This window comes from Commensalibacter melissae, from assembly GCF_009734185.1.
Taxonomy (GTDB): domain Bacteria; phylum Pseudomonadota; class Alphaproteobacteria; order Acetobacterales; family Acetobacteraceae; genus Commensalibacter; species Commensalibacter melissae.
Genome location: NZ_CP046393.1, coordinates 1,449,943 through 1,475,780, shown reverse-complemented (window position 1 = coordinate 1,475,780; position 25,838 = coordinate 1,449,943). Strand labels below are relative to the sequence as shown.

The 25,838-nt window shown below is 36.5% G+C and carries 23 protein-coding genes and 1 pseudogene; 10 read left to right on the top strand and 14 right to left on the bottom strand.

Features of this window, described 5'->3' with window-relative positions; genetic code table 11:
• Positions 1-144: 144 nt before the first annotated feature.
• Complete coding sequence (locus GN303_RS06525; RefSeq protein WP_110438354.1) at positions 145-1,344, top strand: SAM-dependent methyltransferase; 1,200 nt, start codon at positions 145-147, stop codon at positions 1,342-1,344.
• 16 nt (positions 1,345-1,360) lie between these two features.
• Here GN303_RS06525 and rsmA read toward each other — a convergent pair whose 3' ends face one another.
• The 9 genes from rsmA to cysQ form a co-directional block, all read right to left on the bottom strand.
• Positions 1,361-2,212: a 16S rRNA (adenine(1518)-N(6)/adenine(1519)-N(6))-dimethyltransferase RsmA gene (gene rsmA / locus GN303_RS06520; RefSeq protein WP_110438353.1), complete on the bottom strand. Its 852-nt coding sequence runs from the start codon at positions 2,210-2,212 to the stop codon at positions 1,361-1,363.
• Positions 2,151-3,632: a peptidylprolyl isomerase gene (locus GN303_RS06515; RefSeq protein WP_110438352.1), complete on the bottom strand. Its 1,482-nt coding sequence runs from the start codon at positions 3,630-3,632 to the stop codon at positions 2,151-2,153. The genes rsmA and GN303_RS06515 overlap by 62 nt, the downstream gene beginning before the upstream one ends.
• A complete protein-coding gene (locus GN303_RS06510; protein WP_230882771.1) occupies positions 3,629-6,007 on the bottom strand; it encodes an LPS-assembly protein LptD in 2,379 nt (792 codons plus the stop codon). Before GN303_RS06510 ends, GN303_RS06515 begins: the two co-directional genes overlap by 4 nt.
• On the bottom strand, positions 6,007-7,125 hold the full coding sequence (gene lptG, locus GN303_RS06505; RefSeq protein WP_110438351.1) for an LPS export ABC transporter permease LptG: 1,119 nt from the start codon (positions 7,123-7,125) through the stop codon (positions 6,007-6,009). The genes GN303_RS06510 and lptG overlap by 1 nt, the downstream gene beginning before the upstream one ends.
• Positions 7,126-7,128: 3 nt before the next feature.
• Positions 7,129-8,289 (bottom strand): LPS export ABC transporter permease LptF, encoded by a 1,161-nt coding sequence (gene lptF / locus GN303_RS06500; protein ID WP_110438350.1) that lies wholly within the window; start codon positions 8,287-8,289, stop codon positions 7,129-7,131.
• Between the two features lie 175 nt (positions 8,290-8,464).
• Positions 8,465-9,886, bottom strand: coding sequence for an FAD-binding oxidoreductase (locus GN303_RS06495; protein WP_110438349.1), 1,422 nt, complete (start codon positions 9,884-9,886; stop codon positions 8,465-8,467).
• An 11-nt stretch (positions 9,887-9,897) separates the two neighbouring features.
• Entirely contained in the window at positions 9,898-10,434 is a 537-nt protein-coding gene (locus GN303_RS06490) for a hypothetical protein (protein WP_110438348.1), read from the bottom strand.
• Positions 10,435-10,442: 8 nt separating this feature from the next.
• Positions 10,443-11,408 carry an L-threonylcarbamoyladenylate synthase gene (locus tag GN303_RS06485; RefSeq protein ID WP_110438347.1) on the bottom strand — a complete coding sequence of 322 codons (966 nt, stop codon included), beginning with the start codon at positions 11,406-11,408 and terminating at the stop codon, positions 10,443-10,445.
• Between the two features lie 5 nt (positions 11,409-11,413).
• Complete coding sequence (gene cysQ, locus GN303_RS06480; RefSeq protein WP_110438346.1) at positions 11,414-12,217, bottom strand: 3'(2'),5'-bisphosphate nucleotidase CysQ; 804 nt, start codon at positions 12,215-12,217, stop codon at positions 11,414-11,416.
• A 196-nt stretch (positions 12,218-12,413) separates the two neighbouring features.
• Between cysQ and GN303_RS06475 the strand changes: the two genes are divergently transcribed.
• The 8 genes and pseudogenes from GN303_RS06475 to GN303_RS06440 form a co-directional block, all read left to right on the top strand.
• Positions 12,414-13,892 carry a leucyl aminopeptidase gene (locus GN303_RS06475; protein WP_110438345.1) on the top strand — a complete coding sequence of 493 codons (1,479 nt, stop codon included), beginning with the start codon at positions 12,414-12,416 and terminating at the stop codon, positions 13,890-13,892.
• A gap of 9 nt (positions 13,893-13,901) precedes the next feature.
• On the top strand, positions 13,902-14,357 hold the full coding sequence (locus GN303_RS06470) for a DNA polymerase III subunit chi (RefSeq protein WP_110438344.1): 456 nt from the start codon (positions 13,902-13,904) through the stop codon (positions 14,355-14,357).
• Positions 14,358-14,939: 582 nt separating this feature from the next.
• Positions 14,940-16,325: a hypothetical protein gene (locus GN303_RS06465; RefSeq protein ID WP_146206651.1), complete on the top strand. Its 1,386-nt coding sequence runs from the start codon at positions 14,940-14,942 to the stop codon at positions 16,323-16,325.
• Positions 16,326-16,735: 410 nt separating this feature from the next.
• On the top strand, positions 16,736-17,272 hold the full coding sequence (locus tag GN303_RS06460; RefSeq protein WP_146206650.1) for a hypothetical protein: 537 nt from the start codon (positions 16,736-16,738) through the stop codon (positions 17,270-17,272).
• A gap of 19 nt (positions 17,273-17,291) precedes the next feature.
• Complete coding sequence (locus GN303_RS06455) at positions 17,292-17,825, top strand: hypothetical protein (protein ID WP_146206649.1); 534 nt, start codon at positions 17,292-17,294, stop codon at positions 17,823-17,825.
• A gap of 40 nt (positions 17,826-17,865) precedes the next feature.
• The gene (locus tag GN303_RS06450) at positions 17,866-19,107 is read left to right on the top strand and encodes a hypothetical protein (RefSeq protein ID WP_156188450.1); all 1,242 of its coding nucleotides are present in this window, start codon (positions 17,866-17,868) and stop codon (positions 19,105-19,107) included.
• 13 nt (positions 19,108-19,120) lie between these two features.
• Positions 19,121-20,653, top strand: coding sequence for an NADH-quinone oxidoreductase subunit D-related protein (locus tag GN303_RS06445; RefSeq protein ID WP_110438339.1), 1,533 nt, complete (start codon positions 19,121-19,123; stop codon positions 20,651-20,653).
• A 95-nt stretch (positions 20,654-20,748) separates the two neighbouring features.
• Positions 20,749-21,054: pseudogene (locus GN303_RS06440) on the top strand (NADH-quinone oxidoreductase subunit B family protein); the annotation flags it as partial.
• Between the two features lie 76 nt (positions 21,055-21,130).
• Here GN303_RS06440 and pssA read toward each other — a convergent pair.
• The 3 genes from pssA to GN303_RS06425 are packed head-to-tail and all read right to left on the bottom strand — an operon-like array spanning position 21,131 to position 23,446.
• Positions 21,131-21,955 (bottom strand): CDP-diacylglycerol--serine O-phosphatidyltransferase, encoded by an 825-nt coding sequence (gene pssA / locus GN303_RS06435; RefSeq protein ID WP_110438616.1) that lies wholly within the window; start codon positions 21,953-21,955, stop codon positions 21,131-21,133.
• 28 nt (positions 21,956-21,983) lie between these two features.
• Positions 21,984-22,664 carry a phosphatidylserine decarboxylase gene (locus GN303_RS06430; RefSeq protein ID WP_255412354.1) on the bottom strand — a complete coding sequence of 227 codons (681 nt, stop codon included), beginning with the start codon at positions 22,662-22,664 and terminating at the stop codon, positions 21,984-21,986.
• Between the two features lie 32 nt (positions 22,665-22,696).
• Positions 22,697-23,446, bottom strand: a complete 750-nt coding sequence (locus GN303_RS06425; protein ID WP_110438337.1) for a hypothetical protein — start codon at positions 23,444-23,446, stop codon at positions 22,697-22,699.
• A 62-nt stretch (positions 23,447-23,508) separates the two neighbouring features.
• Between GN303_RS06425 and gloB the strand changes: the two genes are divergently transcribed.
• On the top strand, positions 23,509-24,234 hold the full coding sequence (gene gloB / locus GN303_RS06420; RefSeq protein WP_110438336.1) for a hydroxyacylglutathione hydrolase: 726 nt from the start codon (positions 23,509-23,511) through the stop codon (positions 24,232-24,234).
• Positions 24,235-24,509: 275 nt separating this feature from the next.
• Here gloB and GN303_RS06415 read toward each other — a convergent pair whose 3' ends face one another.
• Positions 24,510-25,205, bottom strand: a complete 696-nt coding sequence (locus GN303_RS06415) for a lysophospholipid acyltransferase family protein (protein WP_231504012.1) — start codon at positions 25,203-25,205, stop codon at positions 24,510-24,512.
• A gap of 17 nt (positions 25,206-25,222) precedes the next feature.
• Positions 25,223-25,837 carry a YdcF family protein gene (locus tag GN303_RS06410; protein WP_110438335.1) on the bottom strand — a complete coding sequence of 205 codons (615 nt, stop codon included), beginning with the start codon at positions 25,835-25,837 and terminating at the stop codon, positions 25,223-25,225.
• Between the last annotated feature and the right edge of the window lies 1 nt (position 25,838).

Genomic DNA, 25,838 nt, shown 5'->3' with positions numbered 1-25,838 from the left:
ATTTTGATAAAACGAGAGGTTTATCCTCTCGTTTTTTTTATCTGTTAATGAATAATTTTTTGCGATATCATTGATTTACAAATAGAAATAAATTTTCTCATATGATTATTCTATTTTTTCAAAATGATAAGAAATAAGCAAGATATGATGAAATTAATGGATTCAATTTTTAAGCATTTGATAAAAAAAGGATATTTGGAGGTTATTTATCCTGATAAGCATAGTAAATTTTATGGACATGCACAAAGTAAGCATTATGCTTGTGTTGAATTGCTAACACTTGAAATATGCAAACGATTACTTATGAATCCTGGGTTGGCTTTTGGTGAGGGTTATATGAGTGGCGAAATCCGTCCTGTCAATTGTTCAATTTACGATGTTCTGAATATTTTAATGAGTAATGATTTATCTCATGATCATATCGGTGAAAAAATTGCTTCCATATGGCGATATAGCAAACGGTTCTGGTCACAACTAAATCGTATTCAGCAATCCCAGAAAAACGTTGCACATCATTACGATTTAAGAAAAAATTTATATGAGCTTTTTCTGGATCAAGATTTGCAGTATTCATGTGCTTATTTTAAAAATGGAAATGAAAATCTGGCGGAGGCTCAGAAAGCAAAGAAAATACATATTGCCAATAAGCTTTTGTTAAATAAACCCAATCTAAAAATTTTAGATATCGGTTGTGGTTGGGGCGGCATGGCTTTATTCCTTGCCAGAGAATATGATGTGGAAGTAACAGGGATAACACTTTCCCAGGAACAATTGCAAGTTGCCAGGAATCGAGCCAAAGAGGAAAAGTTACAAGATAAAGTTCAATTTTATTTAACGGATTATCGGCTAGTTAAGGGATCTTTCGATCGAATTGTATCAATTGGTATGTTTGAACATGTGGGTATACATTACTATACGGATTTTTTTAAGGAAATTAAAAATATATTGATGCCTGACGGAGTTATGCTTCTTCATTCCATAGGTCGATCAGATGGTCCAGGCTCGACAAATGCATGGATTAATAAATATATATTTCCTGGCGGTTATTCTCCTTCGTTAAGTGAGACATTTGCTGCTATTGAAAAAAACGGCTTATGGGTAACTGATTGTGAAATTCTGCGTTTACATTATGCAAAAACCATTCATTTTTGGTTAGGGAATTTTAAAAACCATCAACAGGATATAATTGCTATGTACGATGAAAAATTCTATAGAATGTTTGAATTTTATTTATCAGCGGCAGAATTGTCTTTTTATTACCATAATCATATGAATTTTCAGTTGCAAATTTCTCCTTCCTTAACCGCCGTACCTTTGACACGAAATTATATGTTTGAAAAATAAGTGTCCAAGTTGAATTTTATGAATGTTGCTTATCAAGATAAAGACGGGCTAGCAGGTCGAATTCATTAATACTCAAAGTTTCCGCTCTTCTTGTTTCATCAATACTGGCTTTTGCAAGTAGGGTTTTTCCGTTAATTGATTTAAGAGAACTTCGCAACATTTTTCGACGTTGGCCAAAGGCGGCGGCAGTAATGGTCTCCATTGCTTTAAATAAGGCAGGGGAAGGTTGTTTTTTATATGGAATAATTTGTATCACGGATGAATAAACTTTTGGAGGAGGAAAAAAAGCACCCGGTGGAATTTGCTTAAGAATGGTACAGGACGCAATCCATTGAGAAATAACGGATAACCGACCATAAAATTCAGTATTCGGTGCCGAACAAATTCGATAGGCAACTTCTTGCTGAAACATCAAAGTAAAGCGTTCCCAGTGATTTGCCTGTTTTAACCAATTTAGTAAAAGAGCGGTTCCAACATTATAAGGTAAATTTGAGATAATTTGTCTTGGTGCTTGACATAAAGTGCTTAAATCAAACTCCAAAGCATTTCGTTCAACAATTTTAAATCGTTGCGGGTAATATTTTTTTAATTCTTGTAATAGGATAACGGCACGATTATCAATTTCTACACCTGTGACCGTTTCGGCATTACTTGATAAAATAGCACGTGTGAGTCCCCCTGGGCCTGGGCCAACCTCGATAATGTTCTTATTTTCAAGATCTCCAGCAAGATCAATAATCTGTTCGTTGATTTTTGGATCAAGCAAAAAATGTTGTCCCAGTGATTTTTTAGCCAAGAGATTATGTTCATGAATTGTTTCCTTTAGAGGGGGAAGAATGTTGTTTTGTTTGTTTTTTGTCGGAGTCATTATTTTGTACAGGGGTGTGATATTCGATAATAGCTTGTCTATGTAAATCGCGATCTAATTGTTGAGAGGCTTGTTCAACACGTTGATTCAATAACTGATTGGCAATTTCACTTGCAGAAATGTCGGAAAGATTTTTGCGTTCCTTTGAACAGACCATAAGCAATGAAATACCGTCAAGGGAAACTAAAGGTTTGCTGATTTGACCCGGTTGCAAATCTTTAAGTATGTTAGCCATTTCAGGATTTAAGCGTTCAAGTTGAAGTTCTCCAGGATCGGAAGGTCTTATGTTTCCAGCCTTTTTATTGGCATCTTCCATTTGTTGGCATGAATGTAAGGTGCTTTTATATTTTGTTGTTTGGTTTAATGTGGCAACCTGTTGCGGGGTTGGTTGTTGAGGGTTCAGTTTGGAACTAAAAGGTAGGAAAACCTGTCGTATTTTCATCAGGGTTCCCATCTCATTACCAATGGTTCTGCGTCCGCTAAGCATTGCGATAATATAGCCGCCTGCTACCTTAATAGGATTTGAGATTGCACCAATAGGCATTTTTCTTGCAATAGCTACCACTTCTGGATCCAGATTGTCTTCTTGAACCCATCCCAATGCACCACCCTGTAAAGCACTCTGGGATTGTGAAAATTGGGCAGCTACAATTGGAAAAGCAGCACCATTACGTAATTGCTGAATAATGGTTTCAGTAAATTGCAATTCTTGTTCAGGGTGACGAGCATTTTCAACCGGTACGAAGATTTCGTTGATAAGATATTCAGGTTGTCCCACTTCTTGTTTAAGGGCTTTTTCACGTTGTTCAACTTCTTTCGCAGTAATTCGCGATTGGGTGCCCAATTCTTGTTGTACCACTTTTCCCCAACCAATTTGTAATCTGATTTGATCAATTAAAGTGGTTAAAGAAACTCCATCCTCAGCCAATTTATCTCTTAAGGCGTGTTCAGGCATATTATTTTGTTTTTCAATTCCTGAAATTGCCTTGGCAATCTGTTCAGGGGAAATGTTGACGCTGCGTCTTAGCATTTCTTGAATATGCAGGCGCTCGGTAATCATCTGTTTAATCAGTTGTGGACGCATATGTTGCATCACTTCAGGACTTAAATGAATTCCGGCTGTTAATTCAAAGAGTTTCTCACGATTTGCTATATCGCGCTGTGTCAATAATTGACCATTAATAATGGCGATAATTTTGTTTTCATCATCAGATGAGGTTGCTGTAGATGAGAGATCTCCACCATCATGCAAAGTTGTTGGAGGTATTGGGGAATTGGAAATGGCGTGATGTTTTATATTTGCCATGGTATGTGCAATACCGTGACCTGTAAAAACGTAACCAGCCAATAGGAATGATATGATATATTTTTTATATTTTAATACAGTTTCTGAAAGCATAAACATAATAATTGTCATCATCCGTTAATTCCAAATACGCCAATTGTCTTGAAGTTTAGCATAAATAGGACCATGTCACTATTTTCTTCACCGTTAATCATTGTTTTTTGTTTGAAATAAATTACATCGGCACTAAAACAGTCATTTCGATAACCAACAGTACCTCCATAGGCAACTGTTTCCTTTCGTGAAATGCTTCTTCTTCCAAAGGCGGAGGCATGCCAATGATCCCAATCGGTTGAAACACCCAATGTCAATTCGTTTGTTTTCTGCCAATATAATTTGGAGGCGCCCTCATGATCATATGGATTTCTATAGAAGTAATAATAAGGGGTTACAGGTTCATATATATATCCACCATTAATGCCAAAATGAGAGAATCCAAAATTGAATAAAGCGTCTGCAAAATTGACTTTACCGTCATAAGGGTCAACACGAGTTCTTCCTGTTGCGGTTAACCATTGGACAGGGGATATACGCAGGCGAGAGACTACATCAGACATATGATGATCGAGACCTGAACGTGCTGGCATGTGTCCTTGAATATGTTCCTGATAGCTTTGCCCGACAAGAAAATCGACTTGATGGCCATTCCAGGTCCAATTCCCATGTACACCAACATTGGCACGGGCGCCGCCATCCAAACGATCAGTGCCTTGAAAACGGTTTAAGGCAAAAAGGGTTGTATCTGTGAATTCATAATTCCAGCTGTCTTCATTGGGCATATAGAAATTGCGGCCACCTTTTGAATGAGGAGCGGCAATTAATTGAACAATAGGTTCTATGATTTGAGTTCCTGTTGAGTCACCTATGTGAAACTCTCTCAGGAAGGGCCAATTCATTTTAACGGCAAATGTAGGAAGTGCTTGTCCTGTAAATTGACTTTTTCTGGTTCTGTAAAACCCGGGCTGTTCATTTAGATGTGTTCCTCGATATATATTTGAATCAACATGTAGTGTAATAAGCCATTTTCTACCTGCACTATCATCAAAAGGTCTATCCCAATTCAAGGCAACTTCACCACGTTGGTCATTAACACCACGTGGACGATAAAGAACAAAATCAGTGGTGTTTAATGAAAATCTTCCGCCTAGTGCATCAGGTTGTCCAAAATAGCTATAAGTATATCGAGGTAAAGAAAAAGGAAGATCGGAATTGTTGATAACCCCGCGATTTAATCCTTGAAAGGCTTGTACGCTAACTTTTGAATAGGATCCTTCACCAAACCCTTCAAGATACAAATCAGATTCTAAAGTATCTTGTCCATAACCGTTAATACGGTAATCACGCATGTAATTTGCAGAACTTGCGACATTGATATTTCCACCATAACGCCAGTGATCGTTCAATGCCCATTCTGTTTTTAGGAATAAATAGCCTTGTGCACCTTTTTTAAATTTATCTACAGATCGGTCGGCATAGGAATTGTACCAGGCATGTTGACCAACGGTATCATCGGCAATGCCACCTTCCACTCTTAACATTCCCTTGTTGAAACGGGCGCGATAGACTGTGGAAAGCTGTGGCCCTGTTTTGGTCGCAAAAAGAGGAATAAAGGTTAGGTCAGACCATTTATTTATAGCCCAATAATAGGGAATGGTTGTGTAGGCCCCGATATATTTACTGCTCCAATTGATACTGGGAATTAGGAAACCACTACGCCGTTTTACAGATGGATCCGTAATTGAAAAGAAAGGCATGTAAAATACTGGAATTCCCCAGAAATCAATGAAAGTATCTGAGAAATCAATGCGTTGATTTTCCATATCACGGATAGCCTGATAGGATCGAAACTGCCAAAAAGGTGATTTTTTGGGGTTTTTCGCGCAAATGGGGCAGGCGGTATAAACTGATCGACTAAAATCATGGACTTTTCCTCCTGTCCGACGTGCCCCGTTGGCAGCAAGTTTACCTCCATCAGCAAGCAGGGCATAGACCTGATCCATAATTCCCTCCTGCATATTATTTCCCAGTTGTGTATGCTGGGTAAACAAGATTTCACCATCGGGTTCGACCATGGCGACATTACCTGATGCAGTAGCGATGTTTGTTGTTTTGTTAAAAGTAACCTTATCAGCCCTCAAGGTGTGATCATTTTGCCAAATATGCACGTCACCTTCCCAAACAACCTCTCCAGCCTTGGAATCATAGGAAACTTTGTCAGCCTGAAATGTTATGGGGTCTTTTCCACTGAAAGGTGCCGCATTGGTTTTTCCAATATTACTATGAGCCATTTGCATTTGTTGTTGGGCATTGGTGACAGAACAAAAAATCCATAAATTAGCGATAAAAGAACTGCTTAAAATACTGAATGCAAGAAAAGAGTAATATTGATTTTGAAGAATTCTTGCTTTCATAATTTTTTGAATAAGTAAGGAGGATATGGATCTAGACATTAGCCGTCTTCCAGATGAATAAGTAGAGATATTGCGAGACACAAGCCGGCTACGGTCGGAGCCCATGCCGCGATAAAAGTTGGCAAGGCACCTGATTCTCCAAAACGTTCAGCTATTTTGGAAATAGTGAATAAGGCAAATCCCGCTGCAATACCAGAGCCTATCATTCTTGCAACACCTCCGCGTCGAGTTGATCGAGTGGCAAACCCCGCCGCAACCAAAGCCATTGTACTTGCAAGTAAAGGTTGGGCTAAAAGCGCTTGAAAATGAAGCCTGTGGCTAATGGATGAAAAACCTGATTTGTCTAGCAATTTAATAAATCCTGGTAACGCCCAAAATGATAAGGTCTCTGGAGATGAAAAACTATCTTCGATATTATGTAAAGTTAAATCAGTTGGTATTTTAATAGTTCCTAATTTAATCGGGAACTTATTCGGTTTTATAGAATAAGCATTGTATAATACCCAGTAAAGATTATGTTGCAAATACCCTGATGGTGATTCAATACGATCCAGTAAATGATTCGCTTCATCTAATCTTAGAACACTAACATCGCTTAAATGTAAATTGCGGTTGATAACATGTACTTGTTGGGCATGCAAAATTGCCACACCTCGAGAGGTTAATTCTTTATCAGATTGTCTTATCCATAAAGAGCCACCTGACATATTCGTGAGTTTTCCACCACCGGTTGTTAAATAGGTTTGATCCAGAATTTCTGCCTGTCTGTAAAGGGTGGAAGAAATGGGGGATATGATTAGTGTGGAAAATAACCCTATTATAAAGGCACAGGCAGTAGGTGCCATTAGGAACTGCCATACGGAAATTCCTGCTGCTCTGGTAACAATAAGTTCAGAAGATCGTGTAAGCTTCCAAAAACAGATTATTCCCCCCAAAAGAATTCCAAAGGGGAGGATTTGCATGCAGAAGTTGGGAATATGATCTAGGGCAATATACGCAACAATACTTGTTGAAACTCCTGGTCTTGTGGCAATGCGACGTAAAAGGTCAATAAAGTCGAATAATGATACCAATCCTGTCAAGGCCAGAATCATGGAAATGGAAGCCGAAAAAAATTGTCGAGCGATATAGATCGAGATTGTATAAGCGGTGAGCATAATCTATAACTTTCGGCTGTATGAGGAAGGATGGAATGATGCATTATGATATAATTTAGCCATCATTTCAGATCCGAATAAAGTTACACCAGCGATTATTCCTGGAAGTATGGCAATAATCCACATTAAAAAAATCAGGTTGGTATTGCGACTGGCCAAATTTTGCATAATCAGCGAGGCGGCGAGCAAACCCACAATCGTAAAAATTGCTGCCAGAGGTCTTAGAATATTGCCAAACCGAGCAAAACTTCCTTTTAAAACACTGACAAGAGCAATGAGTGTAAAAGATATAATTGTCAGAGGTGAGGTTAATCGTCGGTGAGCCTCTACGGCAAGTTTCCCGTAATCTTTATTGGCAACCTCTTCTGGATCGGGATGTAATAACTCGTAAATTGACATTTCTGTTGCATCACGGGATCGTGCGGCATCGTTACGATTAGAGGACAAATCAATGGTATTACGTTCGAAATTTAGAATATTCAAACGGCCGGTTTTGTGATCAATGACCTCTCTGGATCCGTTAAATAACACAACTTGAGGTTGATCATTTAGAATGACCAGATTTCCTCTTTCTGCCAGAATGGTTGCCTTATTATTGGGTTGGCGATCATCTTCAATTAGTATTCCTTGTAGATTTCCGTTACTGTCTTTGGATTTAATATAAACGGTTAAATTATCAGAAGCGTTAGTGAATACTCCTTCCTCCAGCATGAATGCCGCCATTTTATTGCGAATTTTGTATTCAAATTTCCGGAAAGTGTGATAGGAGGTTGGAACAATCCAAACATTTAATAAATAACAGAAAATCATTGAAATAATAGAGCATATCAAACCTGGTCTCGCCAGGGAAAAAGAGGATATGCCAGCCGCGCGCATAACAATGATTTCACGATCACCATCCAGTCGCTGATAAATGAATTGGACAACGACAAATGTTGTTATCGGTAAAATAACGGCGACAAAAGATGGGATTAACAAGCCGGTTAATTGTAGGAAAACTTTAAGAGACAGTCCTCTTTCAACAACCAAAGAGACAAAACGTAAAGACTGGGTTAACCAGATTAGAGCTGCCAATCCACCCGTGGTGGCAATCAGGGCAATTAGTAATTGCCGTAAAATATAACGGTCAATCATAGGTAGACGCAAGAATGTAAAAAATTGCATTAGTTAATATCCTGCTTTATACCTAAAAGGCTTTCTCTAATTAAATACAAAAGTAAAATTAATTATAATAACGAATGATAATAGCAATATTTTATTCTAGGCAGATATTGCAAGAATAAAATATTACTAATTTATTTTTTTCTGAATAAGTTGCAGATGATTTTATTAGTGATCTTTAAGATTTGGGGAATATTTTTCCAGGATTTAAAAGATTATCGGGGTCAAGTGCCTTTTTGATTTTTTTCATCAAATCAAGTTCAGTTTCGCTTTTCCATTCGGACATCATATAATTTTTAAGTTGTCCCACACCGTGTTCTGCTGAAAAAGAACCGTGTAGATCAAACACGATTTTGGATACAATATTCATTAAATTGTGACTTTTTTGCATAAATTTATCAGGATCTTCATGTTCAGGCTGAACAAGGTTAAAATGGATATTTCCATCCCCCAAATGACCAAATGGAGCAACGCGGATACCTGGATACGTTTCCTGGCAAGCTTGGGTGGCACGAACAATAAATTCAGGAATGGCTGAAATTGGAACGGAAACGTCATTTTTGATATTTGCACCAGCCCTTTTTTGGGATTCGGCTTGTTCCTCTCTCAATTTCCATAGGTTTTGCCGTTGAGTTTCACTTTCGGCCAGAACTGCATCCAATACAATTCCCTTTTCAAAAGCCTCTTCAAGAACGGTTTCCAGTAATGCTTTTAATTTATCTCCTTTTTCAGGCAGAGCCAGTTCAACCAAAATATAAGTTGATGTTTCTGTTTCAAGGGGAAAATAGATGTCCTCGATATTAGAACGAACTAATTGCATTCCTGTTGATGAAATATATTCAAAAGCTTGTAGTGCAGCAGGATTATAATTGTGAAAAAGTCTTAAAAGTTTCAAGGCTTGATGGATGTCTGCAAGGGCGCATAACGCAACTTCAGTTGATTTTGGTTTCGCATGCAGCTGGATAACTGCCGCCGTTATAATGCCAAGCGTTCCCTCTGATCCTATAAATAATTGTTTAAGATCATAACCCGTATTGTCTTTTCTCAAATGCCGCAAAATATTTAAAATTTCACCTTTTGCTGTAACTACTTCCAATCCTAGAATGAATTCACGTGTATTACCGTAACGTAAGGTGTTGTTACCACCTGCATTAGTGGCGATAATTCCGCCTATTTGGGCTGATCCTTGTGATGATATCATGATTGGGAGATATAAATCAGATTTAAGAGCAATATTTTGCGCCTCTTCAAGAACAAGACCCGCTTCGACGGTCATAGTGTAGTCAATTGTATTGATATCCCTGATTTTATTCATACGATTGAGGCTAAGCACGATTTGCTTTTTATTTGGAGTGGGGGAGGCTCCTCCCACCAGACTTGTATTTCCGCCCTGAGGTACAATTGCAATTTGGTAGTCATTGCATAATTTTACAATTTCAGCAACCTGCTCTGTTGTTTTTGGACGGACAACGGCAAGACTGTTAGCGTGAAAAATTTCGCGCCAATCCGTATCATAGGAAATTTTTTCCTTAGGATCTGTAATTATTCCTTGTGTGTCAAGAATAAAGGTCAGGTTATTGATAAAATCAGAATTATCCATAAAAACTCACATTAATTTAAATAAATTGAATTATTTGGAGGGGGTGTTGAAGAAACAGAGTGATAAATAGCGGTAGTGGCAATGCCAATTAATAAACCACAAATGAAAAAAATGATGCCAAGAATTTTTTTAAAGGGTTCTTTGGCCTGATTACTATAAAGTACTGATTGAATTTCTGCCCGTGATTGTTGCGTCAACAATAATTCGGAACGTAATGATTCGTTTTGAACCCGTAAGCTGCGAATGACAGTATCCAATCGATTAATATCTTGAGTAAGGCTGGTAATCTGTGATCGTGCTTTGATAAGATCAGCATTGTTAGTAGTGCTTTTACGACTGCGGGATGATGGTTTTGTTTCAGGTTTTGGTGGATTTTCTGCAATGGAATAAAAAATGTTTTTTATTGCTCCACCAGTAACCATATTCTTTTTTGCCCTTTTTTTCAGGGTTTCAAGGGCATTTGCTGATTGACCTGGTTCATTTTCAAGAACCAAAGCCAGGATATCGGCCAGTATTTTCAGCTCTTTTTTATCAATGTTTTCGGTCATGATTCCAACTATGGTCTAGGTGCAGCAGCACGTTGAAGTCTATCACAAATAGCCCGACCGATGCCATAATCGGGAATAGGCATAACGGCAATTTTTTGCAATCCGAGTTTTTTCCCTTCTGTATCAAGAAATCTCAAATTTGCAAATAAATTCCTCGCAGCTTCTTCAAGATTTGAAGTCGGACTTAGGTTAACCGAAAGAGGGGCCTGTAAGGTGGTTTTACCGAAGGCAAGCAATGCTTCATTTGCCAAAACATGTGTGCAATTCAGACGAACCGTTAAAGAAGGTGCATAATGCGAACTTAATTGCCCGGGTGCGGTGATTTTTGTTTCTACAGAATCTTTAAAAGATAGCGGTCCGCAAATGGAACTCAGAGATTCAGCAGAAATTCCGCCAGGTCGAAGTAATTTGGGATAATCACCGCTTACATCCAAAATTGTACTTTCGACACCAATTTGACACGGACCAGAATCAAAAACAGCATCGATTTTTCCATTAAGTTCCTGATAGACATGTTGAGCTGTTGTAGGACTGACGTGGCCCGAAACATTGGCGGAAGGTGCGGCAATCGGCTTTTGACTGTATTCAATAAGCTGACGGGCTGTTAACGAATTTGGAATACGGACGGCCATTGTTGACAGATGAGCTGTTGCAGCTTGGCTGATTTGTGTGTTTTTTTGTTTATTTAAAATAAGAGTTAATGGACCAGGCCAAAATTTAAGACCCAATTCATATGCCAGATCATTCTTTTCAACAAATTGGAAAATATGCTCAAGTTGTGCAAAATGGATAATAAGCGGATTAAAATTTGGACGTCCTTTTGCCTGATAAATTTTTGCGATAGCGTGGTTATTGGTGGCATCGGCGCCCAATCCGTAAACTGTTTCAGTTCCAAAGGAAACCAATCCGCCATCATGTAAAATCGAGGCGGCTTTGTGGATATTGAATGGCGTGTTGGTAAGTAAAAGTGTCATTGAAATTAAAAGTCTGTATTTTTTAAATAAGAATCAATCGGTATGCTTGAACAGTAGAAATTGTGATTTCTCCAATTTTTTTTACCATATTGCAATGGCTGATTATTGAAATCGTGAATAATTCCACCTGCAGCCTCGAGAATTGCCTGAGGTGCAGCGGTGTCCCATTCCATGGTTGGACTGAAACGAGGGTGTAAATCTGCCTTTCCCTCTGCAATGCGCAGGATTTTTAAGGTTGAACCAAAACGTTCAACAGATGAAGTGTTAAATAATTTCAAAAATTTTTCAAAGGATGGATTTTTTATGCATCGAGGTGAAAAAAGAACACGAAACTGTTGATTGGGTGGTGAAAGAACATGAATGGGTATAATTCGGCCAGTTTTATCAATTTTCCAAGCCCCTTTATTCACAACACCAAAAAAATATTCGTGATAAGCAGGACAGGCCACAACACCAAGAACAGGTTTATGATCCCTTATCAGACCGATATTAATCGTGAAATTGTCACTATGTTGAATGAAGCCTTTTGTTCCATCCAGGGGATCAACCAACCAGAATTCGGATTTTACCGGAATTTGTATCCCTGAAGCTATTTCCTCTTCAGCGATAACGGGAATAGAGGGAGTATATTTTTTCAGCCCCTGAATAATTATTACTTCTGAAGCTTTATCAGCCTCGGTAACAGGGCTTGAATCGTCTTTGATTTTTATGTCAAAATTCGTTTTACGAATAGAATTGATCTCGTCAGCAGCCTGTTGAGCAATGGAGATAACTCTCGATACAAGTTCTGTATCAGAAAAATGGGTCATTAAATAAAATCCAACACTAGGGTCAATTGATCTGATAAGATAGGCAGAAAGCTGAGAAAAATACTTTAAAATCAGTGACAGATTGATTTTCGGTATCTTTTTTTCAAAAAATGGACGTAATTTATAGTCATAAATACTACGATCAATGATAAATTTGAATAGAATATAGTAACTTTATTTTAGGGGAGATAATTTCGTGACACTCGATATTCAGTTTACGAACCTGCATAAACCAGAAAAAGGTAATATTGTGTTATTCTCGTTTGAGAATGATGAGGGTGGTGATTCTGTAAAGGTTATTAATAAGATTATTTATAATGCCCTGGATCGGGCGATGAAGGCAGATAATTATACGGGTAAGTTTGGACAGGTTTGCAAACTTGTTTCTCCTGATGAAAATCATGATTATATCTTGGTCGTTGGTCTGGGAGTGAAGGATAAGTTTTCCGTCAGTAAAGCCAAAGAAGCAGGTGGAATTGCGCTTCAGGCCTTGCAAAGGAAAGTGGAATCTTTTCATATTATGGCGGACTGGGATTTCACGGAATATGCGGGGTATCTTGTTTTAGGCGCCGTTTTGAAAAATTATGAATTTAAAAAATATTGCCTTGATAAAAGTAAAAAAGATGAATTCAGGCAATTAAAAGCGATAAAAATTATGGCTTCTGACTATGAAGGGGCGCAAAAACAATGGACGGGCTTGTCTGCGGTGGCTGACGGGGTTTATTTGACCAGGGATCTTGTTAATGAACCCGCTAATCAGTTAAATCCTGCCGAATTTGTAAATCGTATCAAAAAACTTGAATCATTGGGTTTGACGGTTGAAGTAATCAATAAAGAGAAAATGCAAGAATTAGGTTTTGGTGCTCTTTTGGGTGTGGCTCAAGGTAGTAACAACGAACCTTATACGGTTGTAATGCAATGGAAAGGAAATCCTGATGATAAAGATCCGCCTCTCGCCTTTCTTGGAAAGGGTGTCACTTTCGATTCCGGAGGGATTTCCTTAAAACCAGCGAATGGCATGGAAGACATGAAAATGGATATGGCTGGCGCCGCGACTGTAACAGGATTGATGTCTGTTCTGGCCAAGCGTAAAGCCAAGGTGAATGTCATTGGTGTTGTAGGTCTGGTTGAAAACATGGTATCTGGTCATGCACAACGTCCCGGAGATATAGTTCGCAGTGCCTCTGGACAGACAATCGAGGTTCTGAATACGGATGCAGAGGGACGATTGGTACTGGCAGATTTACTTTGGTATACGCAGGATCGTTTCAAACCGCGTTTCATGGTCAATCTTGCAACATTAACCGGAGCCATGGTTGTTGCACTTGGATATGAATATGCCGGTCTTTTTTCAAATGATGATGAACTAGCAGGTAAATTGTCGACAACCGGTCATGATTCCGGAGAAAAATTATGGCGTATGCCAATGGGCGATGCTTATGATAGAGCGATCAATTCTGACTTTGCGGATATGAAAAATATTGGTGGGCGTGATGGAGGATCCATTACCGCCGCACAATTTTTAAAACGATTCGTTAATGATACTCCATGGGCTCATTTGGATATCGCCGGAACAGCCTACACGGCAAAACCCAATTATTGCGGTCCAAAAGGGGCGACAGCTTTCGGTGTAAATCTGTTAAACCATTTTGTTGAAACTTATTACGAAAAATAAGGGAATTCGATGACCTCTGTTGGTTTTTATCATTTGACCCGAACAAGTATGGAGCAGGCGCTTCCCTCTTTGCTGATACGCACAAGACAACAAAAACAAAAAGGGATTGTTCTATGCAAGGATGATGAACAGTTGAAAAAACTGACAGAGATTTTATGGAATATTATAAACCCTATTTGGTTACCACATGGTTGTCATGCAAAAGACTATCGGGATGAATATCCTGAATGGCAACCAATTTGGTTGACGACTTTTGAGGAAAATCCAAATCAGGCAGCCTATCTGTTTGTTGTTCATGGTCAATCAGTGAATGATATCAGTCAATTTGAACGGGTGTTTGATTTATTTGATGGAAAAGAGGAACAGTTTGTATTGGCGGCTCGTGAACGGTGGCGTAAACTGAAAAAGGCTGGGCATGATTTGACTTATTGGAAACAAACAGAAAAAGGGTGGGAAAAAGGTTGATACAGTTGATCAAGCGATTATGAAATATTATTCGTAAAATCATATTATTTGAAATTACTATGAGTTTTTAGGGGTAAAATTCTGTCAACATTAATTTTGTGTTTGATCATATTAGGAATCGTTTTATTGTTTTATCAAACAAGTATACTCTATCTTGTTAACGTTGGGTTTATAAAATCTGAAAGATATTACTTTCCTAAGTTATTTTTTAGTTTTCCACTTTATGGATCTATCACTGGGGCTTTTCTTGCCTTTCTTGCACTGGTATTTCATTCCGACCCATTATCATTTTATCCTTTTATTCTAAGTGACGTATATAAAATCAGTTTCTATTTAGATGGGCTATCTTGTTTTTTCCTTTTGTTGTTGTTTACGACTGCCTTTTTATTCTTATATTATCAACCGTTGTTGTCTAAAAATTGCTATTTCCTCTTTTTAAATATTATCGCCATATCCTTTTTTGTTGCAGGAAATTTCTTTTTTCTGATTTTTCTTTTATCATTGGTTTTATTGATTATTTATCAGGCAGATCAGAAGAAAAATTTGGTTTATTGGATTGTTTTTGCATGTTTGTTGGGGGTCATGAGCTTTTTACCTGTTATGAGTGATAACCAGTTTAGTCCAAAAGATATTGATTTTTCTAGGATTATGCAATCCAATAATATAGATTGTCTGTTTTTTTTATCACTTTTGCCTATATGTTTTCTGCTTGGATTATTTGATTTTTTTCATAACGAAAAATCTGATGAGAAACTTAATAGAATTGGTGATATTTCTTTCTATTTGATTTGTTTAAAAAGCTTGATTGGATTTTATGTATTATTAAGATTTATCATCAGTGTTAATGATTACAAATTTTCCCTTATCTTGATTTTATTTACTGGATTTCTAGGCTTAACATCTGCATTGCGTTTGGGTTGGTCCAGTTTAAAAAGTGTAACTGTATACGATCGGTTACGATATTTATATTCTTTGAGCAATGCATTATGGCTTGAGCTTGTTTGCATCCTTTTATTTTCAATTCATTTTCAAAAATTAGCCATACTGTCTTTGACGTATGATTTTCTTTTCTTTGGATTACTAATTCAGAATTTAGGATTTGCACTGGCTTTTCTATTAACATCTTTTTTGAAAAGACAAATCAATACGGCACTTTCAATTTGTACCTTTTTTTGCCTCGCAATGTTGTTGTCTGGTTTTCCTCCATTTCCCGGATTTACGCTGTTATGGGGGAATTTGCAACTAGGCATGAATGTCATATTCAGTCATTATTTATTTAATATGATATTTGCATTATTTTTTATAGGATGTAATTCTGTTATTTTTCTTTTTTTGGTTCTGGGATGGATCAACTTACTTATAAATCTTTATAAAAAAAATCGGCATCAATTTAATCTATCGTCAAAATTATCATTTAATTTTTTACAAAAAAAAGGAAAAGGGATCAGGATTTATTTATCCGGTCTATTTCTTTTGTCCTTTTGCCCGGGAATAATATCGTTTCTAATCTATCCAATAAAAAAAAATCTAATTCACACGGAAAAATTATACTGGTTTGCATTCAAAAATGATGAATTGCAATTTTCGTTTTCCCCTGTTTTTCCAATGATATATTTATTAATCTTGGCGGGTTTATTTTATCTTGTGAAAGAGAAAATTAAATTTAAAGCGTTGATAAATCAAACAAAAAAATATGTTGTTTCAGAACAGGGTGTCTATGAGGGTCATGTTGATAAAACCAGTTTCGGTTTTGGTGAAAAAACATTCATCTATACATTGGCTGATATTTTACTTTTTAAAAAATATTTGGTTATAAAACGTAAAGGATATGTAGAAAGTGTAAAATTTTATCGTTGCTTTTCTAATTATAGAAATTATTTTAATTTATTGATTTGGGAAAATGAGCAGAAAGTTTTTATATCTATAATTATTATCTCTTTGTTATTAATAGGATTTTTTGTTAGATGATATTTCTGTATTGGCTGATGTCCCTATTAATGATCCTATTTCATGTATTATTGATTTTAGGTATGGCACCTTTAATTATGGTGTTTATGGAAAGGTTGAATGGAAAAATTCAGGGAAAACCTTTGGAATCATCCCAATATGTATTACAAAATATCAAAATTATATATTCACGAATTTTAAATTTTCTTTTTAAAAAAATATTGTCTGTCAATACCCTGATTTATTTAATAACTATTGGATTATTAGTAACTGTGGCAATATCTATTCCGATATTTTCAACAAATACCCTGGTTAACAATAATTCCGATTTTATCTTTGTTACGATATTGTTAATATTTGTACCTTTTTTGATATTTTTTCTTGTTTTTCAAGATTGCTCACTGTTATGTTTCAAAAATTCGCAGCGGATTATGTTCCAAACCTTCATGTATATTCCTGCAATTTTACTGATCGCTATGGTTTGCCGTTTAAATACAAAAAGTACAGAGCTTTCGCATATTGTCCTTTTTTTTCATAATTCCACAAGTTTGATAAATTTGGCCCTATGCCCTCTTTTTATATGTGCATGTTCTCTATTTTTTCTTGTTTTAGATATACCGGATTTTTTGAATTTTATTGAGAAAGATGGGTTTGATGGAGACGAGAAGGCAATCTTGTTTTATATTTCCAGTCTCCAGTTTCTGATCTGGCTATCCCTGATTGCGTTTTTAATATGGCCCCAGAGTATTGCCATCTTTGATTTACAGACAAAATCCTTGATGTATTGGTTGTTAACCGCTTTTTTTGGATTATTGGCATGGAGTAGTAAAATTGTCATAGAATGTATTGTAATTTCTATAATGAGAAATTTCTTATTTTTGTCCAAGGGTTATTACAAAATTGGTATCGCAACAGTATTGAATTTTGTGGCCGTTGTCATTTATTTTGCAGGTTTAGGCGGAATATAGAATGGTATTTGCCTTTTTTATGAGTCTGCTATTACTGATTACGATAAGCGGCATTTCCTCGTCTTCGTTACAGGCAGTTATTCATTCTATACTGACGGGATGCTGTCTTTTATCTGGTTGGCAGAATGCACTTAACAGTAAAATTACGTTATTGAGTTTTTTTATGCTTTTCATTGTGGCAATTTTTTTTACGGTCATTTTGAAAGGACAATATTTCCAGTATACTTTGAAAACCTTATTTACAGGATTATTCTTGACCATTCTTGCTGTTTCCCTTGTTGTCCATGTATTGCCGCCTTCATTGTTCCGCTTGGAATATGGAATAGTTTTATCTATAATTCTGGTTGGGGTATTTTATAGCATGAGCAGTCAAGCAATCGGAGGACAAATTGCTGGTATGCTATGTGTATTGAATGCTTTAACCCTTGTCGTTGGATTGAATAGTCAATTCTATGCATTTTTTACTCTTTTTGCTTTTTATGTTGTGTTTTTGCTAGCTTCTATTTTTATCATGCAACGTTTTGGACAGGTTGACTGTGTTCGGAAATGGTGATTTAGCAAAAATTTTGTATTGGAGTTGTGTTCTCTGGCCCGTGGCAGGAATCATAGGAATTTATGCCTGTCATCATCAGCGTGCAAAAATCCGATGTCATTTTATTGTAACAATAATCCTTTTTTTTATTACGGTTGCATCGGCATTTATTCATGATGATTTTTATCTTTCCGTTATTTGGAAACATGACGAGTTAACAAGTTTTTTAAGGGTTATGATCGCTATAGGTAGCATTATTGCATCAATAGTTTTGAAATTCATGGTTCCTGGCCAATTAAGTTCATCTGGAAAGCAAAAAAAATTATCCTATAGTCTCGGCCTCTATCAATTAATTATCTGTACCGCCATGATGGCTGTAGCTATTAATAATTTTTTTATAGCGCAGATTTGTTTGCATAGCATGATTTTCCTGTCTTTTTTGGCTTGTTTTATTCATGGTGGGGGAGAACAGATACAGGCGGCCTGGGAATACTTCCGCTATATGCTTTTTTTTATGATAATGGCTTTGATGGGTGTTTTCATTCTTGAGTTATCTGTTGGACAAACCTATCCCTTGTTACCCCGTTTTGGCAGTTTTATCTTGGCGTTTAGTATTGTTCAAATGATCGGGTTGTTTCCCGTATTCATTACTTTTCTACGTTTTGTCAATCATTTGCCCACTTTAATTGGCAGTATTATCTTTTTTATCATCCCAGTTGCTTTTCTCTCCTTATTCATAAGATTATTTCAAATCTCATCTTATCAAAACCCTCAATCATTTCTCATGATATTAGGGTTGATCAGTTTCATTATCATTATTATAAAGGAGAATGATGATCCTTTTTTGTATTCCCCGTTTTTGATCACTATTTTGGCAGCTTTGGCTGGTATTTTTTCCAATGAATTTCAGGGTTTATACAGTTTTTGCCTTTTCATAACCGTTCTGGTTATTTATGCACCGTTAGGGTATATTCTTCGAAAAAGTCCTTTTGCTGTGGATTCTAGAGGTTGGTTTGTCATTGCCATATCTGCATTTCCGCCATTTGGCATATTTTTTGCATGTGCAATTTTGATTGCGAGTTTGTTTGCACAGTTTCCCTGGTTGGGATCATGCTTGTTTTTATTGTTTTTTGTAAGAGGGTTTTTTCTGTTTAAAAAAAATAATATTCAATTATTTTCTCGAAATATTTTTACAAAAGAGGGTGGATGTTTATTGAGCCTGATTTTTTTACCCTCTTTGGTTATTCCTATCATTGCCAAATATTGGCTATTTCAAATTGCAATGCAGTTTATACAAAAGTGATTGTTTCTGAAAAATGGTTGATAAAAAAACATTTGTTCAGCGTTCCCTAAAATTAATAGATTGTCTTAAAAATCATCAAACAGATAGTAGGTTTTTCATTTCTCTTGATGAACAAGAATGGACGGAGATGCTTGCAGCATTAAAAACTGATCGGCTTATGTTCCTAACGATGTGGTGTAAGGGGGATACTGTTTTTGTTTTATTTCTTGAGAATGGATACAAGCCCATTGGCGTTCGTATTTCCGCATCAATGAACCGTTATCTGGCCTTGTCTTCTGTAAGACCCGCTGCCATTATATATGAAAGAATGATCTGGGAGTTATGGGGTAAGGAAGCAATGAATGCTGTTGATTTACGCCCATGGTTGGATCGGGGTTTATGGAATAACTGCTGGCCATTGTCAGAAAAACCAGGGCCTGTCTTATGGCCTCCAGAAAGACAAGAAAATCCATCTGTCTCTCATTTACTGAATAATGGAGGGGAGATAACGGTTATTGATCCCTCCAATGCGACAGAAAAATTGCCTGTGCTGTGGCGTTTTCTTAATATGGGTGAGCGGATTATCCGAGCTGAATCAGTGTACGGATATACGCATAGAGGAATTCTATCCAATCTGTATAATAGAAATAGTTTGGAAATATTACCTTTAATAAGCCGTATTAACGCACTTGATTCCGTTGCGCATCAGATTGCCTTTTCTCATGCGATTGAAGATATTGCAAATTTTGTCCCTTCCTTGCCTGTTTTGAGAAAACGTATCTTATATTCTGAATTATCCAGAATTGCAGCCTATCTACTTTATTTAACACGTTTATTTCGCGTGTTAGAAGTAGAGTTGGTTGCCAGCCGGTGTGATCTGGCGCGTGAACTCCTTATGCGTTGGAATATACATTATTTTGGGCATCGCTGGTTAATGGATTGTGTTTTTCCTGGTGCTGTTTTTTTAGGGCAAGAAAATGATAAAAAAAGACATTTTCCTAAAAAAATTAAATATTTGATTGATCAGGCATTTAATTTGGCTATAACCTTGCCTGGCCTGGGTGACTATCTTCAAAATATGGGAATTTTATCTTTAAAAAAAGCAATTGATTTCAATATAGGTGGAATTGTTGGGCGGGCTTCCGGACGGGATGTGGATTTGCGTCGGTATATGTCTGAATACCGATTGGAATGGCTGCCACCTCCGAATTTTACAAAAGGGGATGTTGATGCACGTATGCAATTATGGTTTGTTGAAATAAAAACATCGTTAAATATAATTGATATACTTCTAAGGGAAGAAAATAATGAGGAAGCGTTCAAATCCTCTCAAGAAATTATTATTGAAAAATTAAATGGGGAAGGGGTTGGTGTTTGTGAAGGGGTACAAGGGGATTTATGGTATTATGTGAGACTAGAAGCGGGGGTTATAAAAGACGTATTTATACGTGATCCTGGTGCCAATCAGGCCTATGTCTTGCAAGATGTATTAAAAAATGAACATTTTGATAATCATGTATTGATAAAGGCGTCATTTGGTCATTTGGTAACAGGCGTAGATCTATAAAAGGAAAACTAGTGGTTTTTATTAAATCGTTAATCGATTCATTAACTGGAAAAATAAAACCTGTTCAAAAATTTGCCGGTCAAAAAAAACAGGATATGCATGTATTTCATATTGGATGCGGAGACTGTAATGGATGCACGTTTGAACTGCAGGCCTTAAACGGGACCGCATATGATATAAAAGATGCGGGGATAAAATTTGTTGGACATCCTGCTGATGCAGACTTGTTGTTAATATCAGGGCTGATTACTCGTGCTATGCTTCCTTATATTGAAAAAAGCTGGAAATTGATTTCTAAATCAAAAGCGATTGTAACAATTGGATCATGTGCAATTAACCGACATATTTTTGCAAGTAATTATGCGATCTTGGGTGAAAATGTTGGTGACGAGGAATGTATTTTGCAAATTGAAGGATGTCCGCCTTTACCTTCCACAATTATGGATTGTTTAATGAAATTGAAACGGAATACGTCTTCTAATTTTTATTCAAAAAGTCCTCCCCCTTTTTCGTCTTCACAAGAATTGTCTGGGCATCAGCTTTTAGACGATGGTAACTGCGATAACTCAGCGGAATTAGACTCAGATATAAAATCCCGCTTAAAGCCAAGGTTCCCCAAGGATCTGCTACCAAAATAGTTGCGAAGATGCAGGTGCTTAAAAATATAGGCATGACGTAAGGTGTGGGAATTTTAAAATTTTTGAATGACCAGATCGGTAAGGTAGAAATCAGCAAAAAAGATGTTATGACTAAAATTGTAATTGTCAGGATTTCGGAATGGGCGATGGAATTAAGAAAATCAATTTGATAATGCTTGCTTTCCAAGCCAAGAAAAACAGGAAATAAAACTATTCCAGCACCTGCCGGGGCAGGGACACCCGTAAAAAAATTGCTGGCATATTGAGGCTTGTTATCATCAAGTGCGGCATTAAACCGTGCCAGACGTAAAGCCATGCATACCGTAAATATTGCACAGGGAATAAAAGAATAATCCCCTCCATTTTTAAGGGACCATAAATATAAGACAAGACTTGGAGCAACCCCGAAGGACAAAAAATCGACAAGGCTGTCCAATTCTGCACCAAATCGACTTGTACCACGTAATAAACGGGCAATTCGCCCATCCAACCCGTCAAAACAGGCAGCAATTAATATGGCGATAACAGCCTCATTGAACCTTCCATGAATTGCACTGCGAATACTGATCAGACCGGCACACAATCCAAGAATTGTCAATAAGTTTGGAATAATCCGATTAAAGGAAATTCCCTTGACTCGGGGACGAATTTTTTGTCGTAACATTAATTTATGTTCTGGGTTAAAAGAGCGTTTATAATTTTGCAACAATCGTTTCGCCGCCGATCATTGTTTGCCCAACCTCAATGCAGGGTTGACACCCATCGGGCAGGTAAAGATCCACTCTGGAGCCAAATCGGATCAACCCATAAATATCACCCATATTAAATTGTTGATTTATATCGGCATTACATACAATTCTTCTGGCAATCAATCCGGCAATCTGAACAACAACCACCTTTTTTCCATCTGGTAAAGTTATGCAAATTGCGTTGCGTTCATTATGTTCTGATGCTTTATCCAGCGAAGCGTTAAAAAATTTTCCCTTGATATATGATCGTGCGGTAATTTTTCCAGCGACAGGGATGCGTTGTAAGTGGACGTTGAAAATGGAAAGAAAAATAGAAATGCGCCAGACCGGTTTGTCACCCAAACCTAAATCAACAGGAGGGGGAATATAGTTTATGGCTGAAACAGTTCCATCTGCTGGGGAAATAAGAATATCATTTTTATGGGGGATAATTCGCTTGGGATTACGAAAAAAATACCAGCAAAACCCAAAAAATAAGCTTCCTATAAGACCAATTAAATGTCCGATCCGAGCATGAATGCGATAGCCAATAAAACTTATCAAAGCAGAGATGCAGAGAAAAGGATATCCAGCTTTGTGCGGTTTACTAATATTTGTTCGGATTGAATGTAAAATAGACATCAGGGAATTCCTTAGGGGATGGTCGTTTGTTATTTTTACAATTTTCTTTTGCGATTCCAGTTGGGTTTCGGTAATTTTTGATTTAAAATTCTTTTTTTTGAAGCGGAAAAGATTGTAATCGGGGCATAGAGATTTTTTCGGATTTCAATCAGATGGTATTCTCCTCCAAAGGGAATGAAAAAATGACCTAAAAATTCTAACAGCTTATTTCCATATAGGGAAAAGGAATTCATTATTTTAGATGGAAAATAAATAATTTTTTCATAATAAACAAGTTGAAACATATGGTCTTTTAATATTTTTTTTAATTGATAAATGTAAAAACTTTTTTTTTGATACTCAAAAAAATTAGATAAATTAAATATTCCCCACCATTTTAATTTATTAGGAAGTAAAAGCAAAATTTTGCCATCATCTTTTAAAATTTCCCAACAAGACCTTAAAGTTTTATGAATGTTATAGATGCCGATCGGAAAGAATGGATAAAAAATGATTCGGTCAAAACTGCATTTTGCGAAAGGAAAACGATTGTATGTAAAACAACATGTTTTTACTGATGGAAAATTTTCTAAATTGGATAATTCATTTAGGTTCTCTGCAAGATTACCCTGAATATGATTATGGGGTGAAGATTGCAGAATGAAATCTTGAGGAATAGTACCAAGGGTGAGCAAAGAAAGCCCTCGTAGATCTGGCCACAGGTGCAGAAACTTATCAGTAAGATAGATTACTGATCCTGGTTGAGTATTATTTGGTATAATACTAGAATTAGCCTTAGGATTCATTATTGATTTCCAGAAGAATCGTTTTGTTATACAAGAATAAAATATTGAAATAAAGAAAGAGAATGTCTGTTCTTATTAAGCCTATTCCTTTTTATGAAACCAATTATGCGTGGCTATTATATGATAAAAAAACCAGAAATGCAGCTATTGTCGATCCTGGTAATTTTACTCCCGTTTTTAATACTATAAAAGATAAAAAGCTGAATTTGCAATCGGTACTTGTCACGCATCATCATTCAGATCATACAGGGGGCATTCGCCAATTGAAAGACAAATTTAATTGTCAGATATATGCGCCTGATAAAGAAAGAAACAGTATTGTGGATGCTACGGATTATGTACAGGATCATGAACATATCGACCTGGGTTTCGGTTTTTTTGAAGTTATAAATACGCCAGGTCATACTCTGGGATCTGTTTGTTATTATTCATATGATTTAGGTATAATTTTTACAGGAGATACTCTATTTAGCCTTGGTTGTGGTCGTTTATTCGAAGGTAGTCCAGAACAGATGTTTCAAAGTTTCAAACGGATAAAGTCCCTGCCTGATGAAATTATGGTCTATGCCGCTCATGAATATACTGAAGATAATGGTCGTTTTGCCCTGACAGTGGATTCAAACAATGAAGATTTGTTAAATCGTTTGAAGCAAGTGCAGCAATTGCGTTCGGAAAATAAACCATCCTTGCCTGTCATGCTGGCAATTGAAAAGAGAACCAATCCTTTTTTGATGGCCTTGACCGTTGAGGAGTTTGCACGCTTACGTAAGGCAAAAGATCAATTTTGATAGGCTTAAAAAGGAATGATTTCAATTTTTAATGTGTGGATATTAAGTAAGCAAGCATGATTTAGCAAGATTTAATTTTGCGATAATAATTATGGAGAATTATTAATTATCGGTAAATTATCCACATTTTGTCAAAGCATGTGTTAAATCGAAAAGGAATCGTAAAGAATGGCTTGTAGGCGCAAATTATTATCTTTTCGTTGTGTTCTTTTTTTTAAAGTTATTTTATTTTCAATAAATAGATCCACCAACTTATCCACAATTCATAAAAAATGTTACATGATATTATTATCCCAGCTTTTTTCTATGGCAAATAACACTTTCTTGCGATTTGACAGGTCTGTAATGACTGGATGCAAATTAATATAAATTGTTCCAGGTTTTTTTATGAAAGAGTGGCGCCCCCAATGTAACCCTGAATTGGTGCTAACTGGAACAATTTTAAGGTCAAGTTGACTTGCAATAGCTGCAACACCGGCTTGCAGTTTAACTTTTTTACCATATTGTGAACGTGTACCCTCAGGAAAGATAATAATTTGTCGTTGATCTTTTATAGCGTTTTTACAATTCATGACAAGTTTTTTCAAAGCCCTTGCACCTCCTTGACGGTCAAGGGGAATCATTCCGGATAAGAGAAGCATTGGCCCGACAAGTGGAAGATGTATCAACTCTTTTTTCATTATATAGGCAGGACGCGGTAAAAGATTCATCCATATCAGGGTATCAAAGGCGGATTGATGCTGAGACGCTATTATAAAAGATGAGTCATTGGGTAAGAATTCTTTGCCTTTTATATCAATCTCTATTTTACAGATTTTTGTAAGACCCTTGATTGAAAGCTCAGTCCATAATTGTGCATAGGCCAAGGCATGTTTTTTTGCAAAATAACGGATATAAAAAGCAAAAAGACCCATGAACAGGGTTAGGGTAAAAAAATATATTGAGAAAAGTAGTGATCGAATAAAAGTCATAAAGGTCATGAAATCCGTTAATGTTTAATATTGATTAAATCATGCTTTGGTTTTGTCGTGTGAATTAATCCTGTATAGGCCATAAGTAGCTTATTGTATTCGATAAATAATAATCGAATAGAAGATATTTTTAAAACATTATCTTTATTGATGGTGTTGATTGAGAAGGGATAAAGAGGAATATCGTATATAAGGTTTCTAAGTTCAAGAATGGCTCGACGCATATGATAATTTGAAGTTATTACCGTCAGGGATTGCAAACGGTAATAATGAACCCATGCCGCTGTTTCAATGGCATTACCCATGGTGGACGTTGCATTATGTCCCAGTAAAATATGGTCTTGACATGAAATTGCAGGAAAATTCGTAATTGAATTCTTTAAATCTTGCAGGGTTGTTGTTGCTCCAACTCCAGATATAAGCAGATATTGAGAACAATCTTTTTCAAGAAATCTAATGGCTGTATGGATTCTTCCGGTTCCACCGGTCAATACGACGATACCGTCCGTTAAAGGGGGGATAGATGAGAAACTTAACAAATCATATATAAAAACAACAAAACCACTTAACCATAAAAAAATGATGATTCCAATAATCTTGATCAAAAAATTCTGAGAGATTTTTTTTTTCATT